The organism is Vibrio sp. Isolate34 (assembly GCF_022397915.1).
In the GTDB taxonomy this organism is placed as follows: Bacteria; Pseudomonadota; Gammaproteobacteria; order Enterobacterales; family Vibrionaceae; genus Vibrio.
The window spans coordinates 21,252-45,117 of the sequence record NZ_JAKEUO010000018.1 but is presented as its reverse complement, the minus strand read 5'-3'; the positions used below and the strand labels follow the sequence as shown (position 1 = coordinate 45,117).

Sequence of the window (23,866 nt, the reverse complement as noted above, 5' to 3'; positions counted from 1 at the left end):
GCGGTTTAGGTCGAGAGTGTTTTGCCATTCATCGAATTACAGAGATGAAAGGCTTATGGAGGGTTTATGCAGCATCTTGTGTTCGTCTATGGCACCTTGAGACCAGGTCAATCCAATCACCACTATTTGCAGAATTGTGAGCTGTTGGGACGCTTCGATACGCCTGAGTTGTTTGCCCTTTTTGATTTAGGTGCTTATCCGGCGATGATTTCTGGAAAGAAAAGTGTCGCTGGCGAGGTCTATATCATTAACGACGAAATTTTGGAGTCGCTCGATCGGCTAGAAGATGTACCTGTTGAGTATCGTCGCGAGCAAATAGAGACTATATTTGGATTAGCATGGGTATATTTGTATCAGCTTGATCTAACAGCTAATAAAGAAATACTTTCGGGTAACTGGTGTAAGCGGAACAACTGCTAATCGCTGTATATTCTGAGTTATCAAATAAAAGCCAGCACGTAAATGCTGGCTTTTTTAATGGTGTTAATTTGAGAATGAAGCGAGAGGGTTACTCTGGGTTCAACTCAAGGAACTCTTCTACTTTACGAACCATGTTTGTTGAACCAACAAAGAAAGGTACACGCTGGTGCAGCTCAGTTGGTTTTATGTCCATGATACGTTGAGCACCGTCTGATGCGATACCGCCCGCTTGCTCCATAAGGAAAGCAATTGGGTTGCATTCGTAAAGCAGACGCAGTTTACCTTGCGGGTGGCTTTGTGTGCTTGGGTACAAGTAGATGCCGCCTTTCAGCAGGTTACGGTGGAAATCTGATACTAGAGAACCGATGTAACGTGATGTGTAAGGACGGTTGTCGCTTGGCTCATTCTCTTGGCAGTACTTGATGTACTTTTTCACACCCGTAGGGAAGCGGATGTAGTTGCCTTCGTTGATTGAGTAAATTTTGCCTTCATCTGGAATCATCATGTTTTCATGAGATAGGCAGAAGGTACCCAGTGATGGGTCGTAGGTGAAGCCGTTTACGCCAGCACCTGTTGTGTATACAAGCATGGTTGAAGAACCGTAAATCACGTAACCCGCGGCTACTTGCTTGTGTCCTGGCTGTAAGAAATCTTCTTGTGTCGGTGGCGTTCCGATAGGAGACACACGACGGTAGATAGAGAAAATTGTACCAACAGATACATTCACATCGATGTTTGAAGAACCATCAAGTGGATCCATCAGAACAACGTATTTTGCGTTTTTGTTGAGCTCTTTATTGAAGGCGACAGCTTCGTCTTCTTCTTCACTGGCAACACCACAAACTTGGTCACGAGCTTCTAGAGCCGCTTTAAATTTGTCGTTCGCGTAAAGGTCTAACTTTTGTTGCTCTTCACCTTGCACGTTGTCTGTACCAACAGCGCCAGTGATGTCGACTAGGCCAGCCTTGTTGATCTCACGGTTAACAATTTTTGCAGCAAGTCGAATAGACGACAAAAGGGATGATAGATCACCGCTTGCATGGGGGAAGTCACTCTGTTTCTCAACAATGAACTCACCAAGGGTGCGCATCTCAGACATGTTATTTCCTTAAACTTCTCTCAATATTATGGGGGATTTGAGCACTGTAGATTCGGCCTCTTGAGTGGGCTTTATTCATCTAGACGCTTACCTAAATTCTAAAGGTTAGATCTTTTTAATGGTAATGAACTAAGCGACACAGATCTCACTTACTATGTCGACTCTATTTGTTTTGCATTGCCGCTCGCTTTTAATCGTCATTTAATGATAATGAGTGCAAGTAGTTTGATTTAGACATGGTTCATTTAGCCAGGCGTTTGGAAGCAATTTATGCATATTCATATCTTAGGAATTTGTGGCACCTTCATGGGTGGTGCTGCGGTATTGGCTCGTCAATTAGGTCACAAGGTTACCGGTAGTGACGCGAATGTTTATCCTCCAATGAGCACCTTGTTGGAGTCTCAAGGGATTGAAATTATTGAAGGGTTCGACCCTAGCCAATTAGAGCCAAGGCCAGACCTTGTGGTTATCGGTAATGCGATGAGCCGTGGTAATCCGTGTGTTGAGTATGTATTGGATAACAACCTTAGATACACATCTGGCCCGCAGTGGTTGCAAGAGTTCTTGTTGCACGACCGTTGGGTGTTGGCCGTATCAGGCACGCATGGCAAGACGACAACATCTAGCATGCTAGCTTGGATATTAGAAGACTGTGGCTATGCGCCGGGCTTCTTGGTGGGTGGTGTATTAGGTAACTTTGGTATCTCAGCTCGTCTGGGGGAAAGCATGTTCTTCGTGGTGGAAGCTGATGAATACGACAGTGCTTTTTTCGATAAACGCTCTAAGTTTGTTCACTACCATCCGAGAACCTTGGTCATGAATAACCTTGAGTTTGATCATGCTGACATCTTCGATGATCTTGAAGCGATCAAGCGTCAGTTCCATCATTTAGTGCGTACCGTACCAAGCAATGGCCGTATTTTCTCACCTAAGCAAGATGCGGCTATCCAAGATGTCCTATCTCGTGGCTGCTGGAGTGAAACAGAATCGAGTGGTGAACTTGGTGATTGGGATGCCAATAAGCTGGTTAAAGACGGCTCTAAATTTGAGGTTTACTTCCAAGACGAATGTGTTGGAACGGTAGATTGGGATTTAGTGGGAGACCACAACGTTAACAACGCCTTAATGGCGATTGCGGCAGCAAGACATGTGGGTGTAACACCGGATTTAGCGTGTGAATCGCTAGCGACTTTCATCAACACCAAGCGTCGTTTGGAGTTTAAAGGCGAGGTGGCTGGTGTGTCTGTTTATGATGATTTTGCACATCACCCGACAGCGATTGAACTTACGCTCGGTGGTTTACGTAATAAGGTCGACACAAAGAAAATCATTGCCGTTTTAGAGCCTCGTTCTGCCACCATGAAGCGCGGTGTGCACAAAGAAACCTTGGCTGATTCGCTCAAGCAAGCGGATTCCACTTACTTATTCCAACCAGATAACATTGGTTGGTCTGTACAAGATGTCGCAGATGCTTGTCATCAGCCTGCACACGTCAGTGATGACATGGATGCATTCGTTGCTAAAATTGTCTCAGAGGCACAAGCTGGCGACCAAATCTTGGTAATGAGTAATGGTGGCTTTGGCGGTATTCATCAGAAATTGTTGGATGCGTTAGCCCTTAAAGGTTAACCCAATCCAAGACCTTATAATTTGAAGTAACTGAGAACATGACAAAACACGATAAAGCGATAACTCTTGCTTTCACTGGCGCATCTGGTGCGCCTTATGGACTGCGTTTACTCGAATGCTTATTAGCAGCCGATTATCAGGTGTATTTACTGATATCGTCGGCTGCGCGAGTGGTACTAGCGACAGAGCATGAACTTAAGTTACCTGCTGGCCCGGAAGCGGCGAAACAAGCTTTGGTTAAGCATCTCGGCTGTGATCCAGAAAAGCTGGTGGTGTGTGGCAAGGATGATTGGTTCTCACCGGTTGCCTCTGGCTCAGCTGCGCCGAGGCAGATGGTGGTGTGTCCGTGTTCTGCGGGCAGCTTGGCATCCATTGCCCATGGGTTATCGGATAACCTGATTGAGCGCGCAGCAGATGTGGTGATGAAAGAGCGAGGTCAGCTGTTATTGGTGGTTCGTGAAACACCATTTTCGACGCTTCACCTAGAGAACATGCACAAACTTTCAAGCATGGGTGTGACAATCATGCCTGCGGCTCCGGGCTTTTATCACCAACCTAAATCGATTGAAGACTTAGTTGATTTTATGGTGGCGCGCATTTTGGACCATCTTGGTATCGAGCAAGGTTTAGTGCCACGTTGGGGTTACGATCAACGTAATTGATCCAAACTTGATAGCTTATTGTTAAAATTCGAATTACAATTCTGAACACTCATCGGGGAGCGAACCATTCAAATAATGAATGCGAGCTGAGATCAAGCAAGTGCTTGGGACCCGTAAACCTGAACCAGATAATGCTGGCGTAGGAATTGAGTTAGGAACAACCTCTACCGTTCTCCTCCCTCAAACCTGTGCCGCTCAGACCATGGAGAGCGTCCAGTGAAATTCACATTAACTACCCTTGCTGTTACTACAGCGATCTCTTTTTCTGCCTTCGCTGCAGACAACACTTTGACTGTATACACCTATGACTCTTTTGCTGCGGATTGGGGCCCTCGTCCTGCTGTTGAAAAAGCATTTGAAGAGAAGTGCGGCTGTGATGTGAACTTTGTCGCGCTAGAAGATGGCGTGTCTATTCTAAACCGCTTACGCCTTGAAGGCGGCAACAGCAAGGCTGACATCGTATTAGGTCTAGACAACAACCTAATGGCTGAAGCGAAAGCGACGGGTTTATTGGCTGAGCATAAGGTTGATACTTCATCAGTAACACTACCTAATGGTTGGGATGATAAGACCTTTGTACCTTATGACTTTGGTTACTTTGCGTTTGTATATAACACAGAGAAACTCGCCAACCCGCCTAAGAGCCTGAAAGAGCTGGTTGAGCAGCGTGATGATCTGAAGGTTATCTACCAAGATCCACGTACTTCAACACCTGGCCAAGGCATGATGTTATGGATGAAATCGGTTTACGGTGATGAAGCAACGACAGCTTGGAAGAAGCTAGCTCAGAAAACCGTTACGGTAACTAAAGGTTGGTCTGAAGCTTACTCTATGTTCCTAGAAGGTGAGTCTGACTTGGTTCTGTCTTACACAACTTCTCCGGCTTACCATATCATTGCAGAGAGCGATTCTAAGTACGCAGCAGCGAGCTTCGAAGAAGGGCATTACACTCAAGTGGAAGTAGCCGCTAAGGTTAAAGGCAGTAAGAACGAAAAGCTTGCTGATGAGTTTATGGCGTTTATCCTAAGTGATGAGTTCCAATCGGCGATGCCTACAGGTAACTGGATGTACCCAGTAACAGATGTTGAGTTACCAAAAGGCTTTGAGCAGTTAACAGTACCGCAGACAGCGTTGAGCTTTAGCTCTGAAGAGATCGCCGAGAAGCGTAAGCCTTGGATTCGTGAATGGCAGAGTGCACTTACTTTCTAACGTACTTTTAAAAACTCGCTTTCTGTATTTAAAGGTTCATTCGTGATGTTTGGAGTGAACCATTTACGGTAAAAAATCAATTTATGATAAAGAAAACACCTAAGGTAGGGATCTGGGTTGCGATACTCATTACCGCCTTCGTGGTTTCAGCAGTTGGGGCATTGCTTAGCAATGCCCCTTCTCTTGATATCAGCCAAGTATGGTCCGATCCTTACTATTGGCATGTAACGAAATTCAGCTTTTATCAGGCGACACTCTCAACAGTGCTGAGTGTTGGCTTTGCTATACCTATTGCACACGCTTTATGCCGCAGACAGTTTTTTGGACGAGCCTTGTTATTAAGATTGTTCGCGTCGACCTTGGTTCTGCCTGTGTTAGTCGGCGTGTTTGGTTTGCTAGCGATTTACGGCAATAGTGGTTGGTTAGCTAAGTTCTTAGCTAACTTCGACATTGAGCTACCATTCTCGATTTATGGCTTGAATGGTATTTTGTTGGCGCACGTTTTCTTTAACCTGCCTTATGCCAGTCGCTTACTTTTGCAAGCGTTAGATACTGTGCCTGCCGAGCAGCATAAACTGTGTGCTCACTTAGGTATGAGTCATTGGAATAAATTCAAATGGGTTGAATGGCCGAGGCTAAGACAGCAATTGCCGCATGTGTGTGGCTTGGTCTTCATGTTGTGCTTCACCAGCTTTGCTACCGTGATGGCGTTGGGTGGTGGTCCGAAATCGACCACCATTGAGCTCGCCATCTATCAAGCAATCAAATTCGACTTTGACCTGCAAGCTGGCGCGTTACTCGCGATATGGCAAATGCTGCTGTGTGGCGTATTAGCGGTGAGTATTCAGCGTTTGTCCAAGCCTATATCTGTGACGGCTAGTCAGCTGTCGGAAGAGAAGTATTTGGTTAAGGACAGCTGGTGGTCAAAAGCTTGGGATAGCTTTTGGATCATCATAGTCTCAATGCTGGTATTGCCGCCATTAGCCATGGTTATTCTAAGTGGTATTAACTCTCAGGCGCTCATTGTACTGAGCAGCGAGCCATTTTGGGCAGCGTTAATGACCTCGGTTCGTGTTGCTTCCCTCGCAAGTATTATCGCCGTTGGTATTGGTATCGCGATCCTTCTGACCAGTCGCGCATGGCGTTTGCAGAACAAGAACTTTAGAGCGGATAAGATTGAGCTGATTGGCACTATCATTTTGGTGACGCCGGGCTTGGTGATCAGTACGGGCCTGTTCTTATTATTGCGCTCGGTTACCGATGTGTTCAGCTTGGCTTTCTTTATCGTGATTGCCGTAAACAGTTTGATGGCGCTGCCTTACGTGATTAAAACCTTAGCTCAACCTATGCTGCATCTTTCTCAGCAGTATCAGTATGTGTGTGCAAGCTTAGGAATGACAGGCTTCACTCGTTTTAGACTGGTAGAGTGGCGTGCGCTACGTAAACCAATGGCGCAAGCATTCTCAATCAGCTTTATGCTGGCGATGGGTGACTTAAGTGCGATTGCCTTGTTTGGTAGCCAAGACTTTAGAACTCTGCCTTTGTATCTATTCCAATTGTTAGGCAGCTATCAAATGGAAGCGGCAGCAGTGGTGTCAGTAAGTTTGCTGTTACTGAGTGTGGGCAGTTTTAGTCTGATTGAATTTTTGTTTACTCGAAGCTCAAAGCTAAAGAGTTAAGGAACCGATGATGTTAGTGATGAAAGATGTGGATTACCACTATCACCAAGAGTTGTTTAGTTTTGATTTCCAAGCAGAGCAGGGCGATATTGTTGCTCTGATGGGGCCAAGTGGTGCGGGCAAATCAACGCTACTTGCATTGGTTGCGGGGTTTATTGAGCCAACATCGGGTGAGATCTCGGTGGCAGGACAATCGTTGATTGGCAAAGAAGCGTACCAACGCCCGCTGGCGATGTTGTTCCAAGAACACAATCTATTTGCTCACCTCACGGTACGTGAAAATATTGGCTTAGGCTTGCATCCGGGGTTAAAGCTTACGGCAACCCAAAAGCTCGATGTTGAGCAAGCCGCTGCACAAGTGGGTGTTGCGGAGTACTTAGATAGGCTGCCTGAGCACTTATCAGGCGGTCAACGTCAGCGTGTCGCACTGGCGCGTTGTTTTGTTCAACCACATGACATTTGGCTGCTTGATGAACCTTTTTCTGCGCTTGATCCTTTGCTACGTGAAGAGATGTTGATCTTGGTAAAACGATTAGCCGCAGAGCGTAACATCACCGTCTTGATGGTGACACACCACTTAGGTGATGCGCGCAGTATTGCGAACAAGTTTGTGTTTGTCGCATTGGGGAAGGTGCTGGTTGAAGACTCGATAGCCGAGCTTACCGCTGACCACCCACAACCTGAACTGAGCTCGTTTGTGAAAGCGGGTGAGTGATCGCTTAGTTTTGATATTGAATGTGTTTTGATACTGAGTACGCCTAAAACAAAAAGACCTAGCATGCGCTAGGTCTTTTATTATCTTGCTGAGTAAAGCGACAAAGATTAGTCTTCTAGCTTTAGCTCTTTTAAGATTTGGAAGATCTCACGAGAAGCCTTTGCTGGCTTGTTCGCTGATTTCTCTTTGTTAGCTTGGCGAGCTAGCTGACGAAGACGCTGACGGTCTGCTTCAGGGTACATGTCCATGACTTCTGAAATGGCAGCATCGCCTTCAGCAACAACACGATCACGCAGTTGCTCAAGCTTGTGTAGCTCAGCTGTTGCTTGTGAGTGCTTGTTACGTACCTTGTCCAATGCCGCTTGAATTGGCTCTGGGTCGATGTTACGCATGATCTTACCAATGTATTGAAGCTGGCGACGTTTTGCTTCGTTCTTAAAGCGTTGTGCGTCTTTAATCGCGAGTGCCAAATCTTCAGACAGAGGGAACTTCTCTAATACTGATGGCTTTAGGGTAACAAGTTCTTCCCCTAGTTTCTGTAGGGCTTCCATGTCCGTTTTCATTTCGGTTTTACTTACCCAGATGATTTCTTCTTCTGGTTCCCATGGAGCTTTTTGGTTTTTGCGAGCCATCTTTTCTGCCTATGTCACTATCTCAAACGAATATATTGCCTATTTTAGCAAGAATCTTGGGGAGAAAGCGAAATTCTTGTTATCCTACGTAATATTGACCTACAAAATTAGAATAGATATGGATGTAAAACAGCAAGTCGCCCAGCAAAGAGTTGATCTAGAAGCCGCAGTTGCAAAAGCGTTGGACATGGCCTCTGTGAGTGCCGACGCCGCTGAGGTCGCTATTACTAAGTCAACGGGTTTGAGTGTTTCAACACGCATGTGTGAAGTGGAAAACGTTGAATTTAATAGTGATGGTGCGCTAGGCATTACTGTTTATCGCGGCCAGAAAAAAGGCAGTGCATCTACATCTGATCTGAGTGAAAAAGCGATTGCTCAAACAGTCGCAGCTGCACTCGATATCGCTCAGTACACCTCAGAAGACCCGTTCGCAGGCCCTGCAGCAAAAGAATACATGGTGAAAGAGATTCCAGACTTGGACCTTTTTCACCCTGATGAACCAAACCCAGACTATGCCGCTGAGATTGCGATTGCTGCTGAGAAGCAAGCATTAGCTTATAGCGACAAGATCAAACAAAGTGATGGCGCAAGTTACGACAGCCACTACGGTGTTAAGGTCTATGGTAACAGCCACGGTCTGCTAGCAAGTTATGCATCTAGCCGTCATAGCACGAGCTGTTGCGTGATTGGTCAGGGTGCTAATGGTGAAATGGAACGTGACTACAGCTACACCGTTGCACGTCACCGTGACGAGCTGTGGACGCCTGAGCGTGTCGGTCAGGAAGCTGCAGAAAAGACGATTAGCCGCTTAGATGCTAAAAAGCTAGCAACAGGTCAATACCCGATCATGTTCGCCAATGATGTAGCTACTGGCCTTATTGGTCACCTAGTGATGGCGATCAGCGGTGGTAACCTGTATCGCAAAGCATCCTTCCTATTGGATCATCTAGGTCAGAAAATCTTGCCAGATTGGTTCAACATCTCTGAGCGCCCTCATATCCTGCGTGGTTTGGCTTCAAGCCCATTTGATAGCGAAGGTGTGTTCACTCAAGATCGTGAAATCATCACTGACGGTGTTTTAGCGACTTACCTACTAACGAGTTACGCAGCACGTAAAATGGATATGACACCAACCGGTCACGCTGGTGGTATTCATAACTGGTTCGTTAAGTCGACAGGTCAAAACTTTGAGCAGATGCTTAAAGAGTTGGGTACTGGCTTCCTAGTCACTGAAGTGATGGGGCAAGGCGTAAACACAGTAACGGGTGATTACTCTCGTGGCGCTGCAGGTTTCTGGGTTGAGAACGGAGAGATCCAATACCCAGTATCAGAAGTGACGATTGCGGGTAACCTAAAAGATATGTTTAATCAGATCGTTGCAGTCGGCAACGATGTTGAAACGCGTTCACAGATTCAAACGGGTTCTATCTTGCTTGAGTCGATGAAAGTTGCGGGCGAGTAATTCAATTAAAGCGAATCTGATGAATTAAAAAAGGGAGCCGATGGTTCCCTTTTTGTTTTTTGTATTTCGCCACAAGTGGCTAGCTGCTTATGCTAACTAGATCAGTATGGTCGCTAAGCCCAAGAACACGGATAGGCCAATAACATCAGTAACCGTTGTGAGTGCCATACCACCTGCCAATGCCGGGTCGATATTCATCTTCTTCAGCATCACAGGGATGGTTACACCGGCAATACCAGCGACAATCAAGTTGGTCATCATCGCTGCTGAGATGATGCCTCCCAGTATCCAGTTACCTTTCCAAGCTACCACAATACCACCAATGATAACGGCCCATAGAACGCCGTTGAGGAAGCCGATAGCTGCTTCTTTGAGCAGCAGTTCGCGTTTGTTACTGTCACCGATATGCCCGAGTGCTAAACCACGAATCACAAGTGCAACGGTTTGGTTACCAGCAACCCCGCCCATCGAAGGTACAATAGTCATCAGAACCGCAATCGCTGCCATTTGGTCGAGCGTTGCTTCAAACATGTTTGATACAGATGCTGCCGCCAGTGCCGCGAGTACGTTAGCACCAAGCCAGACACTACGACGACGAGCAGATTTTACGACCGGTGCGAAGGTATCTTCGTCATCGTCCATACCCGCCATACTCATCATTGAGTGTTCGGCATCTTCACGGATAACATCAACCACGTCATCGATGGTGATACGACCCACAAGGTGCTGGTTACTATCGACAACCGGTGCTGAAACCCAGTTGCGACGCTCAAATAAGCTCGCGATATCCGACGCGCTGGTCTCTACTGAGATGGCTTCATCGGCATCGTCCATTACTTCTGAAACGGCGATATCAGGCTGAGTCGTAATCAGTGTGGTCAGTGACAAGTTACCAATAAGGCGCTCTTCTTCATCAATGACATACAGAGCATCGGTTGCATCAGGCAGTTCGCCACGCATACGTAAATAACGCAATACAACATCGACATCGACATCACCACGAATCGTGATTACGTCGGTATTCATGATCGCACCAGCAGAATCTTCTGGGTACGACAGGGCGGTTTCAACTAGTGCACGATCGGCGGAGTCCATTTGAGAAAGGACTTCGCGAGATACATCGTCGGGCAGGCTTCGAAGTACGTACGCGACGTCATCGGTCTCCATGCCTTCGGTTGCTTCGGCCAAGGTCTCTGGTGCCATTTTTGACACAAGAGCATCTTTGACGTCTTCGTTTAGTTCATCAAGAATTTCACCGTAGTCTTCTGGATCGGTGAGTTGCCAGAGTACGTCACGACTTTTGCGAGGGGAGGCTTCTAAAAGGTGTGCAATATCCTCAGGTTCCATGTCCTGAAGTTGTCGGCGTACGTGAACAAATCGGCCGTTTTCTAGGGCTTCGCTGACTTCTTGGAGGGTTTGGTGAGCTTGGTCGAATTCTAATTGCTCTGCCATATTTTCCTCCTATCTCATTATTCTTACAATGCTTGGAATAGTAACTTAATTCTAGGGCTTATTTAAATCATAAACTTAGGTAGAACTAAGATTTAATATAGGTTGGTTCACCGTTTGAGTTTGCGGCGTTACGAGTTAAGCGTCTTGGCTACTCACCCTCATCAAATTTATCTTCGATAAGGTGGCAAACGGCATCAAGTGCTTGTTGTGAATCAGTGCCCGAAGCTTGAATCGTGATGTGTTGGCCTTGGGCTGACTCCAGCATCAATAGTCCCATTACGCTGTCTGCGGTGGCACTTTTATCTTCTTCACTATGAATTGTGATAGTGGCATCAAAGCTTTGTGCAAGCTCAACCAACTTTACGGCCGCTCTAGCGTGAAGACCCAAACGGTTTTGGATCAGTACAGTTCGAGTTAATTCCATGGTTAGCCCTGTTGGTGCTTCTCTAGAGAGGCATGTCTGATTTGAACTTGATGACCAAGTTGTTCGAAGTATTCGCCAATTTTCTGCGTTAGATACACCGAGCGGTGCTTACCACCAGTACAACCAATGGCTACCGTTAGGTAACTGCGATTGTTTTTCTCTAACATTGGTAGCCACTGCTCAACAAAGCCTTGAATCTGTTGCTTGAGTTCAATTACTTCTGGGTGTTTTTCTAGGAAAGAGTGAATCGGAGCATCGAGGCCCGTTAATGGTCGTAAATCTGGTTCCCAATGAGGGTTAGGCAAGAAGCGAACATCAAACACATAGTCAGCGTCACTTGGCAGGCCATACTTAAAACCGAATGATTGAAAGACAATAATGAGCTCTTGCTTCTCTTTGCCTTCAACTTTAAAGCGAACCTTTTCACTCAATTCGTAGAGGTTGCAGTCACTACTGTCGATCACAATGCTGGCTTGTTCAGCAAGAGGTGTCAGGAGTGTCTTTTCTAAATCAATCGCTTGTTCAAGAGAGAGCTTTTCTTGGCCGATTGATAGAGGGTGGATTCTGCGTGTTTCGCTGTAGCGCTTGAGTAACGTCTGCTTGCTGGCATCGAGGAACAAGACGTTCACGTCAATATCAGTGGCAGCTTCAAGTTGCTCTAGCGTGTCTGTGACTAACTGAGGCTCTTTCGGTAGGTTACGAATATCAATGCTCACGGCGACGTTTTGATTGATCTCGCGTACCGATTCGACGAAGTCGTTGAGCAGATTTACGGGTAGGTTATCAACACAGTAATACCCCAAGTCTTCAAGGACTCGTAGCGCAACACTTTTACCGGCCCCGGATTGGCCACTAACCACGATTAATCGCATGTTATTGCTCGCAAGTTGGCACTTGAATCATGATGTCGTAAAGCTCTTGATCGCTTTGAGCATTACGCAACTGTTTAAGAGTCTGCTTGTCGTTAAGTCGTTCTGCCATACATGAAAGGGTTTTTAGATGCTCCTTGCACTGTTCACTTGGAACAAGCAGAGCAAATAGTAGGTCGACAGGACGATTATCAATAGCATCAAATTCGATTGGATCTTGGCATTGCAGTAATACAGCAATCGCTTTATCACTGACATTCATACGAGCATGGGGAATAGCTATGCCATTACCAATACCTGTACTGCCCATTTTCTCACGGCTCAACATGCACTCAAACAGCTCTGTTGAATCTTGACCACAGCTTTCTGCTGCGATCTGACTGATGAGCTCAAGGGCTCTTTTTTTGCTTGTGCATTGGACTGCACTTTTGGTGCAGTCCAATGAAAGTACTTCGCTTAATTGCATGTTAGTGACTACTTAGCTTTTCTTTGTGCTTGTTGAGTTGGCGAACGAGTTTATCAACCAATGAATCAATCGCGGCATACATGCTTTCATCTGTTGCTGTCGCATGGATTTCCCCTTGATTTATATGCAGGGTAGCTTCTGCGATTTGATTGATTTTCTCAACTTTTAAAACAACCTGAACGCTATTGATATGATCAAAGAAGCGCTCAAGTTTGTCGAATTTGGTGTGAACATAGTCTTGCATTGAATCGGTAAGATCAACGTGATGGCCTTGAATATTGATTTGCATAGACTTTCCTTTTCAGTTGGTTGCCTAGTTATAAATGGCTTAACGAAACTACGGGCTAAATTATTTATAACAGGCGTTTACGCTGACTCGATGGGGCAATGCCCAGAGACTCACGGTATTTCGCTATCGTACGTCTAGCTACCTGAATTCCTTGGTCAGCCAGTAAAGCAGCAATCTTGCTATCACTTAGAGGTTTCGCGGTGTTTTCTGCCGCGACGAGCTTCTTAATGAGCGCGCGAATTGCTGTAGATGAACATTCACCGCCATTGTCAGTACTGACATGGCTTGAGAAAAAGTATTTGAGTTCGAATATGCCACGAGGCGTATGCATGAACTTTTGAGTCGTCACACGAGAGATTGTGGATTCATGCATATCAACGGCTAATGCAACGTCGTTAAGTACCATTGGCTTCATCGCTTCTTCGCCATGTTCGAAGAAATCACGCTGATGTTCAACAATGCATCGCGCAACTTTGAGTAGCGTCTCATTTCGGCTTTCTAAGCTTTTGATTAGCCACTTTGCTTCTTGCAAGTTTGAACGGATGTATTGGTTGTCAGCGCTGTTGCCTTTGCTACCCAGATCGGCGTATTGCTGATTCACTTTCAACTTAGGCACGCTATCAGGGTTAATGGTTACTAACCATTTGCCAAGGTCTTTAAATACAGACACATCTGGAACCACATATTCGGTTTCATCTGGCGTAATCTTGCTGCCAGGTCGTGGGTCCAGTTGTTGAATCAGCTGCAGAACCTCACGTAGTTCTGCTTCTTTCAACTTGGTCTCTTTGATGACGAGTTTGTAATCACGATTACCGAGTTGGTCGATATGGCTAGTAAGCACTAACTTAGCTTCTTCAAGCCAAGGTGTATCCTGTGGGAAGGTTGCTAGTTGCAGTAACAAGCAATCTTGCAGGTTCACTGAACCAACGCCTAATGGGTCAAATTGCTGAATTCGTTTACGAACGGCTTCAATCTCATCAAGCTCGATCTCTTCGTTATCGAAGTTTTCAAGGATGTCTTCACAAGACACGGTGAGGTAGCCATAGTCGTCGATGGCGTCAATGAGCGCGAAAGCAATGCTTCGGTCAGTATCAGTGAAGGGGGTTAGATCGAGTTGCCAAAGTAGGTAATCGTGCAGGCTTTGTGTGGTCTCGCCTTGATAAACAGGCATATCGTCATCAATCGCAATGCCAGTGTTACCGGTGTTTGCGCTGTAGACATCTTCCCAAGTTGTGTCGATTTCGAGTTCGTTGCCAATCTCTGATTTTTCGATTAAGTCTGAGCTGTCAGGTAAGTCTTGCTCTGTGGCTTCAACTGTTTCTTTCTCGTCACTGCTAGGTTTTTCTTCCGATGTTGGCGTGTCTTCATTGCCTTCTTCGACATCGAGTAGTGGGTTAGATTCAAGTGCTTCTTGGATCTCTTGTTGCAAATCTAAAGTAGACAACTGCAACAAACGGATCGCTTGCTGCAATTGAGGAGTCATTGCTAACTGTTGGCCTAGCTTAAGTTGTAATGAGGGTTTCATTCAGTGTTACTTACCTAGTTATTATTCTTAGAACTCTCGATACTCTCTATATAATCATAGACGGAATTGTTCGCCTAGATAAACTTGTTTAACTTGTTCGTTATTGAGAACATCTTCAGGAGTACCCTCAGCGATCAGGTGTCCTTGGCTTACGATGTAAGCTTTTTCACACACGTCTAAAGTTTCACGCACGTTGTGGTCGGTAATCAAAACGCCCAAGCCGCGATCGCGCAGATGAACAATGATTTTTTTGATATCGATTACTGAGATCGGGTCAACACCAGCGAATGGTTCATCCAATAGAATGAACTGCGGGTTTGCTGCTAGTGCACGAGCAATCTCAACACGACGACGCTCACCACCCGACAGAGCCATACCATTGCTGGTGCGGATATGTTGGATGTGGAACTCTTCTAGTAGGTCTTCTAGCTTATCTTGACGCTGTTCGTTGGTCATCTCATCACGGGTTTGTAAAACTGCCATGATGTTGTTCTCTACAGACAACTTACGGAAGATAGACGCTTCTTGAGGCAGGTAACCGATACCAAGACGTGAACGACTGTGCATTGGCAAGATACTGATGTCTCGGTCATCAATGCTAATGGTGCCTTCATCACGCGCAACCAGACCAACAATCATATAAAACGACGTGGTTTTACCTGCACCGTTTGGTCCAAGCAGGCCAACAATCTGACCTGACTCCACCTGCAAGCTAACGTCGGTTACTACCTTACGCTTGCTGTATGTTTTCGCTAGGTTTTTTGCTTTTAAGACAGCCATCGTTACTTATTCACTTCCGTTGGTTGTAAAACCGTTGACACACGTTTGTTCTCACCACTGTCAGCGACTAATTTCTGAGAGCCGATCTGGTAAGTGATCTTAGAGCCACGAATGATGCTGCCATCTTGAGATAGCATCGCATTCTTTGTCATGATCAATCGGTCAGCAACAAGCTGGTAATGCAGGTCGTCAGCCTCACCGTAGAGTGTCTTCCCGTCGTCAGTCAGCTGAGAGAAGGTTGCTGGCTTACCGAAGCCTTGAATTTCTTCAATCTCACCATTTACGGCGTTACGAGTAACAATAACCTTATCGGCATTGATGTTGATGCTACCTTGCTTAAGGTTCACATCACCAAGGAAAGTCACTTGGTTACTTTTCATATCCAATTGCTGGCTGTCTGAGTCAATGTAGACAGGCTGCTCGCTATCCGAAGAAAGAGCATAGACATTAGGCGCCGCAAGGGTCAAAGCGAATAAACTAAGGTGTAAGAGTTTCATATCTACCTTGAACAGAATTAAAGAGGGTTGCATTGTTGGTACCGAAGTTACCCTTCATTGCTTGCCCCTCAGTTTCAAAAAATGTACCGATCATATGGACCGGAGTCTCTGAATAAAAATCTCGGCTAGTCAGCTCAACAACCATTTTATCTGTGGTCATCGTATCGAAGCTCGCTTCTGGCAGCAGGTTCTTTGCTACTACGTTGTCATAAAAAGTGACAACTTGATTCTCGTCCATAATCGCGCGATCAGCGGTGACTTGCCATTCAATCGTGTGTCCTTCACGGAATACAGAAAGGACTGGGTTTTGAAAGTGCGTGTCGCCAACCACTGAGTAGTGTTCTAAATAGGTCGATTCAACCTGATAACTACGGATACCAGATTGGTCATAGCTAATGTTGTTTAGACTTTTGCCACTAAACGCGGGCAGCTCCAAATTTGGAGCTACTTGTATCGTCGATATTTGCTCTTTGTCGTACAGATAATAGGTCGACCAAGAGGCAATAAATATTAGTATTAAATAGATAATACGAGTAAAACTCATATGCTTAAACCTTTATGCACGTCGAGTTCATTTCTTGCTTGTAAAATAAGGTCGCAAACTTCACGTACCGCACCATGACCACCGTTAATGGTTGTCACGTAGTTTGCTCGCTTTGCAAGTAGCGGGTGACCATCTGCTACACAGACCTTCAAGCCAACTTTTTCCATCACAGGCCAGTCGATCAGATCGTCGCCGATGTAACCTGTGTTTTCAGGATTTACAGAAAGCTTATCGCAAATATCTTGGTATGCCTTAACTTTATCGTCCTGACCTTGGTAAATCAGTTTAATACCCAAAGCCGTCATTCGATTTTCAACAATCTGAGATTTACGGCCAGTGATGATCGCGATTTCAATACCCGCGTTCATCAGTGATTTGATGCCGTAACCGTCACGAGTGTGGAAGGTTTTTAGCTCTTCACCGTTGTTGCCCATGTAGATGCGACCATCAGAGAACACACCATCGACATCGCAAATTAGGAGTTTGATCTCTTTTGCTACTGCAAATACATCAGCATCGACCGTGCCGTATAGAGTTTCGACTGTCTGTGTCATTACATTACTCCTGCTTTCAGTAAGTCATGCATGTTTAGCGCTCCAACCAGTTTGCCTTCTTGGCACAACATCAAGCCGTTGATGCTCTTAGCTTGCATCAAGTTAAGGCCCTCAACCGCAAGCATGTTGGGTTCTGCTACAGTTGGGTTAAGTGTCATTACGTCGCCGATCTGCGTGTTATGAATATCAACGCGCTTGTCTAGGATTCGGCGTAAATCACCATCGGTAAAAATACCGGCCATTTGGCCATCTTCACCAACGATGGCTGTCATGCCCAAGCCTTTTTGAGATATCTCTAACAGAGCATCTCGTACTAGCGCATTTGGTGCAACAACAGGGAGTGCATCTCCTGTGTGCATGATGTCGTCTAGTTTTAACAGCAGTTGACGACCTAAAGCGCCACCTGGATGAGACAATGCAAAGTCTTGAGCGGTAAAGCCTCGAGCCTGCAAAAGTGCAACGGCTAATGCATCACCCATAACCAACGTCGCCGTGGTACTGGTGGTGGGGGCTAAGCCCAGTGGACACGCTTCTTCTGGTACTGAAATTTGTAAATGGATATCAGATAAGGTCGCCATGTTCGATGCTGGCTTACCTGTCATGCTGATGATCTTGATGTTCAGGCGTTTTAATACTGGGAATAGGCTGAGGATCTCTCCCGATTCACCTGAGTTGGATATCGCAATCACAATATCACCCGGCTCGATCATGCCTAAATCGCCATGTGCCGCTTCACCCGGGTGTACAAAGAAAGCCGATGTTCCGGTACTTGCCAGCGTTGCCGCGATTTTGTTGCCAATGTGGCCTGATTTGCCCATGCCCATCACAACAACTTTGCCTTTGTTGTTCAAGATAAGGTCACAAGCCTTGCAGAAATCATCATTAAAATATTGGTCTAATTGAGTAAGACCTGCAACTTCGGTTTCCAAAACTTGTTTGGCAACACTGCGATAATCAAATGGCTGAGACATCAAATACTCCAAGTACGGGAAGTTAAATCAACAATTAAGCCGACATGTTCATTAGTAGGTAACTTTGGTAGGCCACGAACGTTACGATTAACACGCCGCCTTCAATACGATTCACGCTACGAGATTTTCCTAGTGCCATCACAACAAGCAGTAGTGAGACACCTAGCATTACCCAGAAGTCACGGCCCATCGCAAACTCGCTCAAGATTGAAGGATTCAAGATGCCCGGGATACCCATAACAGCAAGGATGTTGAATACGTTTGAACCGATGATATTACCCACGGCCATATCGTCTTCACCTTTCATTACACCAGCCAGTGATGCTGCAAGTTCCGGAAGGCTAGTACCAACAGCAATGATGGTTAAACCAATCACAAGGTCACTCATGCCGAAGAATTTCGCGATGATTACCGCATTATCTACCAGCATATCAGCAGCTAAAGGTAGGACGATCAGACCAATCACGACCCACATTGCAGCCTTAGGGTTACTTACGCCTTCTGGGATCTCTGATTCTTGCTCATCAAGGAAAGCATCGCCGTTCTTTTTCTCGCTGCGGCTGATTTGCAGCATAGCAAACAAAAACGCGGCAAAAAGAACAAACAACAACACGCCTTCATAGAAGCCTAGGTGGTTGTCCCACAATAGGGCGCCCGCTAGTAGAGTGACACCGATCATTAATGGGAGTTCACGACGAATCACGCCTGAGCTAATAGATAATGGCTTAATCAGCGCTGTAATACCTAAAATCAGAGCGATGTTGGCGATGTTTGAACCTAAAACGTTACCAACGGCAGTATCTGTTTTGCCATCAAGGGCTGCAGTTGCAGAAACCATCATTTCAGGAGCCGAAGACCCCATTGCTAAGATCGTCATACCGATAACTAGTGGTGAAATACCGAAGTTTCGAGCGAGAGCTGCGGCACCGTAAACCAGCTTATCTGCACTCCACACCAAAAAACCTAGACCGATAATAAGAAACGCAATCGCTTCAAGCATGATGATTCCTAAAAATTAATAAAAAACGGAGAATTAACCGCTAATTTTGACTTGTTGCTAGTTAAAAGGGAAGTCACTCGACAAATTAATTACCAGTTAGTAGTAAAGAAATAGAATCGAATGGATAATTTCTCAATGCTTTCAAATCCCTGCCATACTTTTCTGTTTAATATGAATTAATCGAACAGTGCTTTTAATTCTAAAGTAGACTCATTATTATTGCAGCTATAAATGGCGTTTTTTAAAGCAAGGAAACAACAAAAATATGTTGAACACTGAGCTTGTGAAAGTTAAGAACCTCAGCTTTTCACGCGGTGATCGCGTTATCTTTGATGATATAAGTTTAGAGGTACCTCAAGGCAAGATAACCGCAATCATGGGGCCGTCAGGGATTGGTAAAACGACCTTGCTGCGTTTGATTGGTGGTCAATTGCCGCCAGATGAAGGCGAAGTCTGGTTTGATGGTGACAATATCCCTGCATTATCACGTCGAAAGCTGTATCAAGCACGTAAAAAAATGAGCATGCTTTTCCAGTCGGGTGCACTTTTTACGGATCTCAATGTGTTTGATAATGTGGCGTTTCCTCTGCGAGAGCACACTGAACTGAATGAAAAATTCATTCGTACCATCGTATTACTTAAGCTTGAGGCGGTAGGGTTACGAGGGGCAGCACAGTTAATGCCAAGTGAATTGTCTGGCGGTATGGCGAGACGAGCGGCGTTGGCACGTGCGATTGCCTTAGATCCAGAGCTCATCATGTACGATGAACCGTTTGTTGGCCAAGACCCAATCACCATGGGTGTCTTGGTTGAGCTTATCCGTAACCTCAATCAAGCGTTGGGCTTAACCTCGATTGTCGTTTCTCACGATGTTCCAGAAGTAATGAGTATTGCGGATTGGGTTTATCTCATGGCCGATAGCAAAATCATTGCTGCGGGAACGCCTGAAGAGTTGTACAACAATGACGACCCGAGAGTGCAGCAATTCTTGCAAGGTGAAGCTGATGGCCCGGTGCCGTTTAGATTCCCCGCACAAAGTCTAGAAAAGGATTTGTTTTAATATGATTGCTAAAACTATTGCGGGTGTCGGCAGACGCACACTTGCGATTTGTGAGTCATTTGGTCGAGCAAGCCTGATGTTATTCGGGGCTTTGTTTGGCATCCCGAGACTAAAAAACTTCCCTTTATTAGTAAAACAACTTTATAGCGTTGGCGTTCAGTCATTAGCTATTATTTTAGTTTCGGGTCTGTTCATTGGCATGGTACTTAGCCTGCAAGGCTATGTCGTACTCATTGATTACGGTGCTGAGGGCAACCTTGGTCAAATGGTCGCTCTTTCTCTATTACGAGAGCTCGGCCCTGTAGTGACAGCGCTGCTGTTTGCAGGTCGCGCTGGTTCGGCGTTAACGGCTGAGATTGGCTTAATGAAGGCAACGGAGCAGATCTCAAGCCTTGAGATGATGGCCGTTGATCCTCTAAAACGCATTATTGCACCACGACTTTGGGCCGGGCTTATCTCAATGCCATTGCTTGCTATGATCTTTATGGCGGTAGGTATTTGGGGCGGTCAGTTAGTGGGTGTTGATTGGAAAGGCATTGACCACGGTAGCTTCTGGTCTGCGATGCAGTCTTCTGTTGAGCTGGGCCGAGATATTGGTAACAGCATGATCAAGTGTATGGTCTTCGCTATCACCGTCACTTGGATCGCACTTTTCAATGGTTATGATGCGGTACCAACCTCTGAAGGTATCAGTCAGGCAACCACACGCACAGTAGTGCACTCTTCTCTAGCGGTATTAGGGCTAGATTTTGTTCTTACCGCATTGATGTTTGGGAATTAATCATGCAACAAACTCGAAAATTAGAATTATGGGTCGGCACCTTTGTTATTGCCGGAATTTGCGCAATCTTAATCATGATCTTTCAAGTCGCTGACGTAAAAGGTATAGGTTCGAACCATACTTACAACTTAAAAGCGACGTTCGACAACATTGGTAGCCTAAAGGTTCGTTCTCCTGTGAAAGTGGGTGGCGTGGTTGTTGGTCGAGTTCAAAGCATTGAACTTGATACTGAGAGCTACCTGCCAGTGGTTCAATTGTCTATTGATTCGAAGTACTCACAATTTCCAGATACCTCTAGTGCTCAAATCTTAACGTCTGGCTTAATCGGTGAGCAGTACATCAGCTTAGTACCGGGTTTCATTTTTGATGATGAAGAGATGTTGGTTGATGGTGACTCGATTGAAGACACCAAGTCAGCATTGGTACTAGAAGATTTGATTGGCCAAGTGCTGTATAGCGTTGGTGGTTCTGATGATAGCGAAGCTAAGGAGTAGGCAGATGTTAAAGACGAATAACTTATTGAAGACTAGTAACTTGTTGAAGATATGCTTTCTGACAGCCGTCGCTTTTCTGATGTCGGCTCAAGCTTTTGCTGCAGAGTCGATTGATCGTACTCAGCCATACCAGATGATGACTCAAGTAGCAGAAGTTGCATTTGATCGTTTAAAGAGTGAACAAGACAACATCCACCAAGACCCAGAATTATTGAAGGTCATCGTGGAAGAAGAGTTGATGCCTTATGTGAATGCGCAATATGCAGCACTTAAGTTACTTGGACCAAACTTGAAAGGCGCAGATAGAAAAGACGTGCGTGTATTTATCGACTCATTCCGTAAATACTTGGTTTCTTCCTATGCTCAAGTTCTGACTCAATATACTGATCAGACAATTGAATTTGGTCCTGAACCAAAAATCAAAGCGGACAGTCGTATTACCAGCATCAAGGTCGATATCATCGATTCACCGCGACCTAACATCAAACTTGAATTTAAGCTTCGCAAAGACAAAAAGTCGGGCGAGTGGAAAGCATTTGATATGGTTGCGGAGGGGATCAGCCTGCTGTCGAGTAAGCAATCAGAGTGGAATACTAAGATTCGTCAAGACGGTATCTTAGCGGTTGCTGACGAGCTAGAGAAACTGGCTGCACAGCCGATTCGCTTTGAGAGTAATAAATAATGAGCCAATCTCAATGGCAAGCGCTAAGCTCTAAAGAGTATCAGCTTCTCGGAGATATCGACCGAGACAGTGTTCCTGCAATCTGGCGTATATTGGAAAAGTGGCAAACAACGGAATCGAGCGTTAAAATTGACCTTAGCCATATAAATCGAGTCGATTCAGCAGGAATGGTGATGCTAATTCACTTATTAGAGCATGCAAAAAATCAAAACTGTCATATAATGCTCAGTTTCGTGCCAGAACAATTACGAACGTTGTTCCAATTGAGCAATATCCAGCCAATGATGGCAGAACACATAAAAAATTAGGCAGGAGCTATTTGTGGACAGCACAAAAGTACAAGAATTATTAGCAGAGGCACTGAACCTTCAAGAAATTATCGTGAAGGGTGAAGGCAGTCATTACGAAGTTGTTGCGGTTGATCCATGTTTTGACGGCATGAATCGAGTTAAGAAGCAGCAACTAATCTACGGCCCACTAATGGAATACATTCAACGCAATGACATCCATGCTCTTTCTATCAAGGCATTTACGCCGGAAGAGTGGGAACGTGATAAGAAACTGATGTCACTTTAAGGTTTATGATGGAAAAGTTTCGAGTTATTGGATCAGACAAGCCGTTAAGCGGTGAAGTGACGATCTCTGGCGCAAAGAACGCTGCGCTACCAATCCTATTTGCTTCAATTCTTGCTGAAGAGCCAGTGGAAGTAAGTAACGTTCCTCATCTACGTGACATCGATACTACGATGGAACTGCTAAAGCGTTTAGGCGCGAAAGTATCACGTAACGGTAGCGTCCACGTTGATGGCAGCGAAATTAATGAATTTTGTGCGCCTTACGATTTAGTAAAAACAATGCGTGCTTCTATCTGGGCTTTGGGTCCTCTCGTTGCTCGTTTTGGTGAAGGCCAAGTGTCACTTCCTGGTGGTTGTGCGATTGGTGCTCGTCCAGTTGATCTTCATATCCATGGCCTAGAGCAACTAGGTGCAACCATTACATTGGAAGATGGTTATGTGAAAGCAAGTGTTGATGGCCGTTTGAAAGGCGCGCACATCGTGATGGATAAAGTAAGCGTAGGCGCTACGATCACTATCATGTGTGCTGCAACACTCGCAGAAGGTAAAACAGTATTAGACAACTCTGCGCGTGAGCCTGAGATTGTTGATACCGCGGACTTCCTAAACAAGCTGGGTGCTAAGATCTCTGGCGCAGGTACAGACACGATTACTATCGAAGGTGTTGAACGCCTTGGTGGTGGTCAACACTCTGTGGTTGCAGACCGTATTGAAACGGGTACGTTCCTTGTTGCAGCAGCAGTATCTGGCGGTAAAGTTGTTTGTCGTAACACTAACGCTCATCTTCTTGAAGCTGCATTAGCGAAGCTTGAAGAAGCGGGTGCGAAGGTTGAAACGGGCGAAGACTGGATCAGCCTTGATATGACCGGTCGTGAGCTGAAAGCGGTGAAAATCGTAACAGCACCTCACCCTGGTTTCCCAACCGATATGCAAGCTCAGTTTACTCTGCTTAACATGATGGCGAAGGGCAGTGGTGTTATCACTGAGACTATCTTTGAAAACCGCTTCATGCACATTCCTGAATTACAGCGAATGGGTGCAAAAGCGGAAATCGAAGGCAACACGGCTATCTGTGGTGAAACGGAAAAACTGAGCGGCGCTCAAGTAATGGCAACGGATCTTCGTGCATCTGCGAGCCTTGTTATTGCAGGCTGTATCGCTCAAGGTGAAACCATCGTTGACCGTATTTATCACATCGATCGTGGCTACGATAAGATTGAAGATAAACTGTCAGCCCTAGGCGCAAACATTACACGATTTCGTGAGTCTAGCTAACTTAGGTTAGTGAGTTCATGAATCAGTAAGATGAAAACACAAAAGTCGGAACCTTGGTTTCGGCTTTTTTATAGTTGTATTTACCGCAAGTGAATCTATTGCCAGTGTTTGTGCGAATAGA

Annotated in this window: 28 protein-coding genes and 1 riboswitch; of the genes, 14 read left to right on the top strand and 14 right to left on the bottom strand. The window is 45.5% G+C overall.

Going from position 1 to position 23,866, the window contains the following annotated elements; translation table 11 throughout:
- The first annotated feature begins 66 nt into the window (after nucleotides 1–66).
- Nucleotides 67–420 (top strand): gamma-glutamylcyclotransferase, encoded by a 354-nt coding sequence (locus tag L1D22_RS17510; protein WP_239830698.1) that lies wholly within the window; start codon nucleotides 67–69, stop codon nucleotides 418–420.
- An 88-nt stretch (nucleotides 421–508) separates the two neighbouring features.
- Here the strand turns inward: L1D22_RS17510 and fbp are convergent, their stop codons facing one another.
- Nucleotides 509–1,519, bottom strand: a complete 1,011-nt coding sequence (fbp, locus tag L1D22_RS17505; RefSeq protein ID WP_017633404.1) for a class 1 fructose-bisphosphatase — start codon at nucleotides 1,517–1,519, stop codon at nucleotides 509–511.
- A gap of 270 nt (nucleotides 1,520–1,789) precedes the next feature.
- Between fbp and mpl the strand changes: the two genes are divergently transcribed.
- From mpl to thiQ, 5 genes are all read left to right on the top strand, one after another.
- On the top strand, nucleotides 1,790–3,148 hold the full coding sequence (mpl, locus tag L1D22_RS17500) for a UDP-N-acetylmuramate:L-alanyl-gamma-D-glutamyl-meso-diaminopimelate ligase (protein WP_239830697.1): 1,359 nt from the start codon (nucleotides 1,790–1,792) through the stop codon (nucleotides 3,146–3,148).
- 38 nt (nucleotides 3,149–3,186) lie between these two features.
- Entirely contained in the window at nucleotides 3,187–3,810 is a 624-nt protein-coding gene (locus tag L1D22_RS17495; protein WP_239830696.1) for a flavin prenyltransferase UbiX, read from the top strand.
- A 43-nt stretch (nucleotides 3,811–3,853) separates the two neighbouring features.
- Nucleotides 3,854–3,973: riboswitch (TPP riboswitch) on the top strand.
- A 53-nt stretch (nucleotides 3,974–4,026) separates the two neighbouring features.
- Entirely contained in the window at nucleotides 4,027–5,019 is a 993-nt protein-coding gene (gene thiB, locus L1D22_RS17490; RefSeq protein WP_239830695.1) for a thiamine ABC transporter substrate binding subunit, read from the top strand.
- Nucleotides 5,020–5,102: 83 nt separating this feature from the next.
- A complete protein-coding gene (gene thiP, locus L1D22_RS17485; protein ID WP_239830694.1) occupies nucleotides 5,103–6,698 on the top strand; it encodes a thiamine/thiamine pyrophosphate ABC transporter permease ThiP in 1,596 nt (531 codons plus the stop codon).
- Between the two features lie 10 nt (nucleotides 6,699–6,708).
- Entirely contained in the window at nucleotides 6,709–7,413 is a 705-nt protein-coding gene (thiQ, locus tag L1D22_RS17480) for a thiamine ABC transporter ATP-binding protein (RefSeq protein ID WP_239830693.1), read from the top strand.
- A 107-nt stretch (nucleotides 7,414–7,520) separates the two neighbouring features.
- Here thiQ and yjgA read toward each other — a convergent pair whose 3' ends face one another.
- Nucleotides 7,521–8,045: a ribosome biogenesis factor YjgA gene (gene yjgA, locus L1D22_RS17475; RefSeq protein WP_239830692.1), complete on the bottom strand. Its 525-nt coding sequence runs from the start codon at nucleotides 8,043–8,045 to the stop codon at nucleotides 7,521–7,523.
- 118 nt (nucleotides 8,046–8,163) lie between these two features.
- On the opposite strand from yjgA, the gene pmbA reads away from it, so the two are divergent.
- Nucleotides 8,164–9,507 carry a metalloprotease PmbA gene (gene pmbA, locus L1D22_RS17470; protein ID WP_105057617.1) on the top strand — a complete coding sequence of 448 codons (1,344 nt, stop codon included), beginning with the start codon at nucleotides 8,164–8,166 and terminating at the stop codon, nucleotides 9,505–9,507.
- Nucleotides 9,508–9,603: 96 nt separating this feature from the next.
- On the opposite strand, the gene mgtE is transcribed toward pmbA, so the two are convergent.
- From mgtE to L1D22_RS17410, 12 genes are all read right to left on the bottom strand, one after another.
- Nucleotides 9,604–10,959, bottom strand: coding sequence for a magnesium transporter (gene mgtE, locus L1D22_RS17465; protein WP_239830691.1), 1,356 nt, complete (start codon nucleotides 10,957–10,959; stop codon nucleotides 9,604–9,606).
- A 148-nt stretch (nucleotides 10,960–11,107) separates the two neighbouring features.
- Nucleotides 11,108–11,383 (bottom strand): HPr family phosphocarrier protein, encoded by a 276-nt coding sequence (locus tag L1D22_RS17460; protein WP_008220439.1) that lies wholly within the window; start codon nucleotides 11,381–11,383, stop codon nucleotides 11,108–11,110.
- 2 nt (nucleotides 11,384–11,385) lie between these two features.
- Complete coding sequence (rapZ, locus tag L1D22_RS17455; RefSeq protein WP_123311633.1) at nucleotides 11,386–12,255, bottom strand: RNase adapter RapZ; 870 nt, start codon at nucleotides 12,253–12,255, stop codon at nucleotides 11,386–11,388.
- 1 nt (nucleotide 12,256) lies between these two features.
- On the bottom strand, nucleotides 12,257–12,718 hold the full coding sequence (gene ptsN, locus L1D22_RS17450; RefSeq protein ID WP_004738707.1) for a PTS IIA-like nitrogen regulatory protein PtsN: 462 nt from the start codon (nucleotides 12,716–12,718) through the stop codon (nucleotides 12,257–12,259).
- Between the two features lies 1 nt (nucleotide 12,719).
- Nucleotides 12,720–13,007 (bottom strand): ribosome hibernation promoting factor, encoded by a 288-nt coding sequence (gene hpf / locus L1D22_RS17445; RefSeq protein ID WP_009847742.1) that lies wholly within the window; start codon nucleotides 13,005–13,007, stop codon nucleotides 12,720–12,722.
- A 64-nt stretch (nucleotides 13,008–13,071) separates the two neighbouring features.
- The gene (locus L1D22_RS17440) at nucleotides 13,072–14,532 is read right to left on the bottom strand and encodes an RNA polymerase factor sigma-54 (RefSeq protein WP_017632280.1); all 1,461 of its coding nucleotides are present in this window, start codon (nucleotides 14,530–14,532) and stop codon (nucleotides 13,072–13,074) included.
- Between the two features lie 54 nt (nucleotides 14,533–14,586).
- Nucleotides 14,587–15,312, bottom strand: a complete 726-nt coding sequence (lptB, locus tag L1D22_RS17435) for an LPS export ABC transporter ATP-binding protein (protein WP_004735304.1) — start codon at nucleotides 15,310–15,312, stop codon at nucleotides 14,587–14,589.
- 2 nt (nucleotides 15,313–15,314) lie between these two features.
- The gene (gene lptA / locus L1D22_RS17430) at nucleotides 15,315–15,809 is read right to left on the bottom strand and encodes a lipopolysaccharide transport periplasmic protein LptA (protein WP_017058914.1); all 495 of its coding nucleotides are present in this window, start codon (nucleotides 15,807–15,809) and stop codon (nucleotides 15,315–15,317) included.
- Nucleotides 15,790–16,353: an LPS export ABC transporter periplasmic protein LptC gene (gene lptC, locus L1D22_RS17425; RefSeq protein WP_239830690.1), complete on the bottom strand. Its 564-nt coding sequence runs from the start codon at nucleotides 16,351–16,353 to the stop codon at nucleotides 15,790–15,792. The genes lptA and lptC overlap by 20 nt, the downstream gene beginning before the upstream one ends.
- The gene (kdsC, locus tag L1D22_RS17420) at nucleotides 16,350–16,907 is read right to left on the bottom strand and encodes a 3-deoxy-manno-octulosonate-8-phosphatase KdsC (protein WP_048659268.1); all 558 of its coding nucleotides are present in this window, start codon (nucleotides 16,905–16,907) and stop codon (nucleotides 16,350–16,352) included. Before kdsC ends, lptC begins: the two co-directional genes overlap by 4 nt.
- Entirely contained in the window at nucleotides 16,907–17,878 is a 972-nt protein-coding gene (gene kdsD / locus L1D22_RS17415; protein ID WP_239830689.1) for an arabinose-5-phosphate isomerase KdsD, read from the bottom strand. The genes kdsC and kdsD overlap by 1 nt, the downstream gene beginning before the upstream one ends.
- A gap of 34 nt (nucleotides 17,879–17,912) precedes the next feature.
- Nucleotides 17,913–18,878, bottom strand: a complete 966-nt coding sequence (locus tag L1D22_RS17410) for a calcium/sodium antiporter (protein WP_017063737.1) — start codon at nucleotides 18,876–18,878, stop codon at nucleotides 17,913–17,915.
- 265 nt (nucleotides 18,879–19,143) lie between these two features.
- Here L1D22_RS17410 and mlaF point away from each other — a divergent pair, with 265 nt between their 5' ends.
- The 7 genes from mlaF to murA are packed head-to-tail and all read left to right on the top strand — an operon-like array spanning nucleotide 19,144 to nucleotide 23,745.
- The gene (mlaF, locus tag L1D22_RS17405; protein ID WP_123306381.1) at nucleotides 19,144–19,938 is read left to right on the top strand and encodes a phospholipid ABC transporter ATP-binding protein MlaF; all 795 of its coding nucleotides are present in this window, start codon (nucleotides 19,144–19,146) and stop codon (nucleotides 19,936–19,938) included.
- A 1-nt stretch (nucleotide 19,939) separates the two neighbouring features.
- Complete coding sequence (gene mlaE, locus L1D22_RS17400; protein ID WP_017632286.1) at nucleotides 19,940–20,719, top strand: lipid asymmetry maintenance ABC transporter permease subunit MlaE; 780 nt, start codon at nucleotides 19,940–19,942, stop codon at nucleotides 20,717–20,719.
- A gap of 2 nt (nucleotides 20,720–20,721) precedes the next feature.
- On the top strand, nucleotides 20,722–21,213 hold the full coding sequence (gene mlaD / locus L1D22_RS17395; protein WP_017632287.1) for an outer membrane lipid asymmetry maintenance protein MlaD: 492 nt from the start codon (nucleotides 20,722–20,724) through the stop codon (nucleotides 21,211–21,213).
- Between the two features lie 4 nt (nucleotides 21,214–21,217).
- On the top strand, nucleotides 21,218–21,895 hold the full coding sequence (locus L1D22_RS17390) for a phospholipid-binding protein MlaC (RefSeq protein ID WP_239830688.1): 678 nt from the start codon (nucleotides 21,218–21,220) through the stop codon (nucleotides 21,893–21,895).
- Entirely contained in the window at nucleotides 21,895–22,203 is a 309-nt protein-coding gene (locus tag L1D22_RS17385) for a lipid asymmetry maintenance protein MlaB (protein ID WP_239830687.1), read from the top strand. Before L1D22_RS17390 ends, L1D22_RS17385 begins: the two co-directional genes overlap by 1 nt.
- Before the next feature lie 13 nt (nucleotides 22,204–22,216).
- On the top strand, nucleotides 22,217–22,471 hold the full coding sequence (ibaG, locus tag L1D22_RS17380) for a BolA family iron metabolism protein IbaG (RefSeq protein WP_004738686.1): 255 nt from the start codon (nucleotides 22,217–22,219) through the stop codon (nucleotides 22,469–22,471).
- Between the two features lie 8 nt (nucleotides 22,472–22,479).
- Nucleotides 22,480–23,745: a UDP-N-acetylglucosamine 1-carboxyvinyltransferase gene (murA, locus tag L1D22_RS17375; protein WP_239830686.1), complete on the top strand. Its 1,266-nt coding sequence runs from the start codon at nucleotides 22,480–22,482 to the stop codon at nucleotides 23,743–23,745.
- Nucleotides 23,746–23,866: the final 121 nt, after the last annotated feature.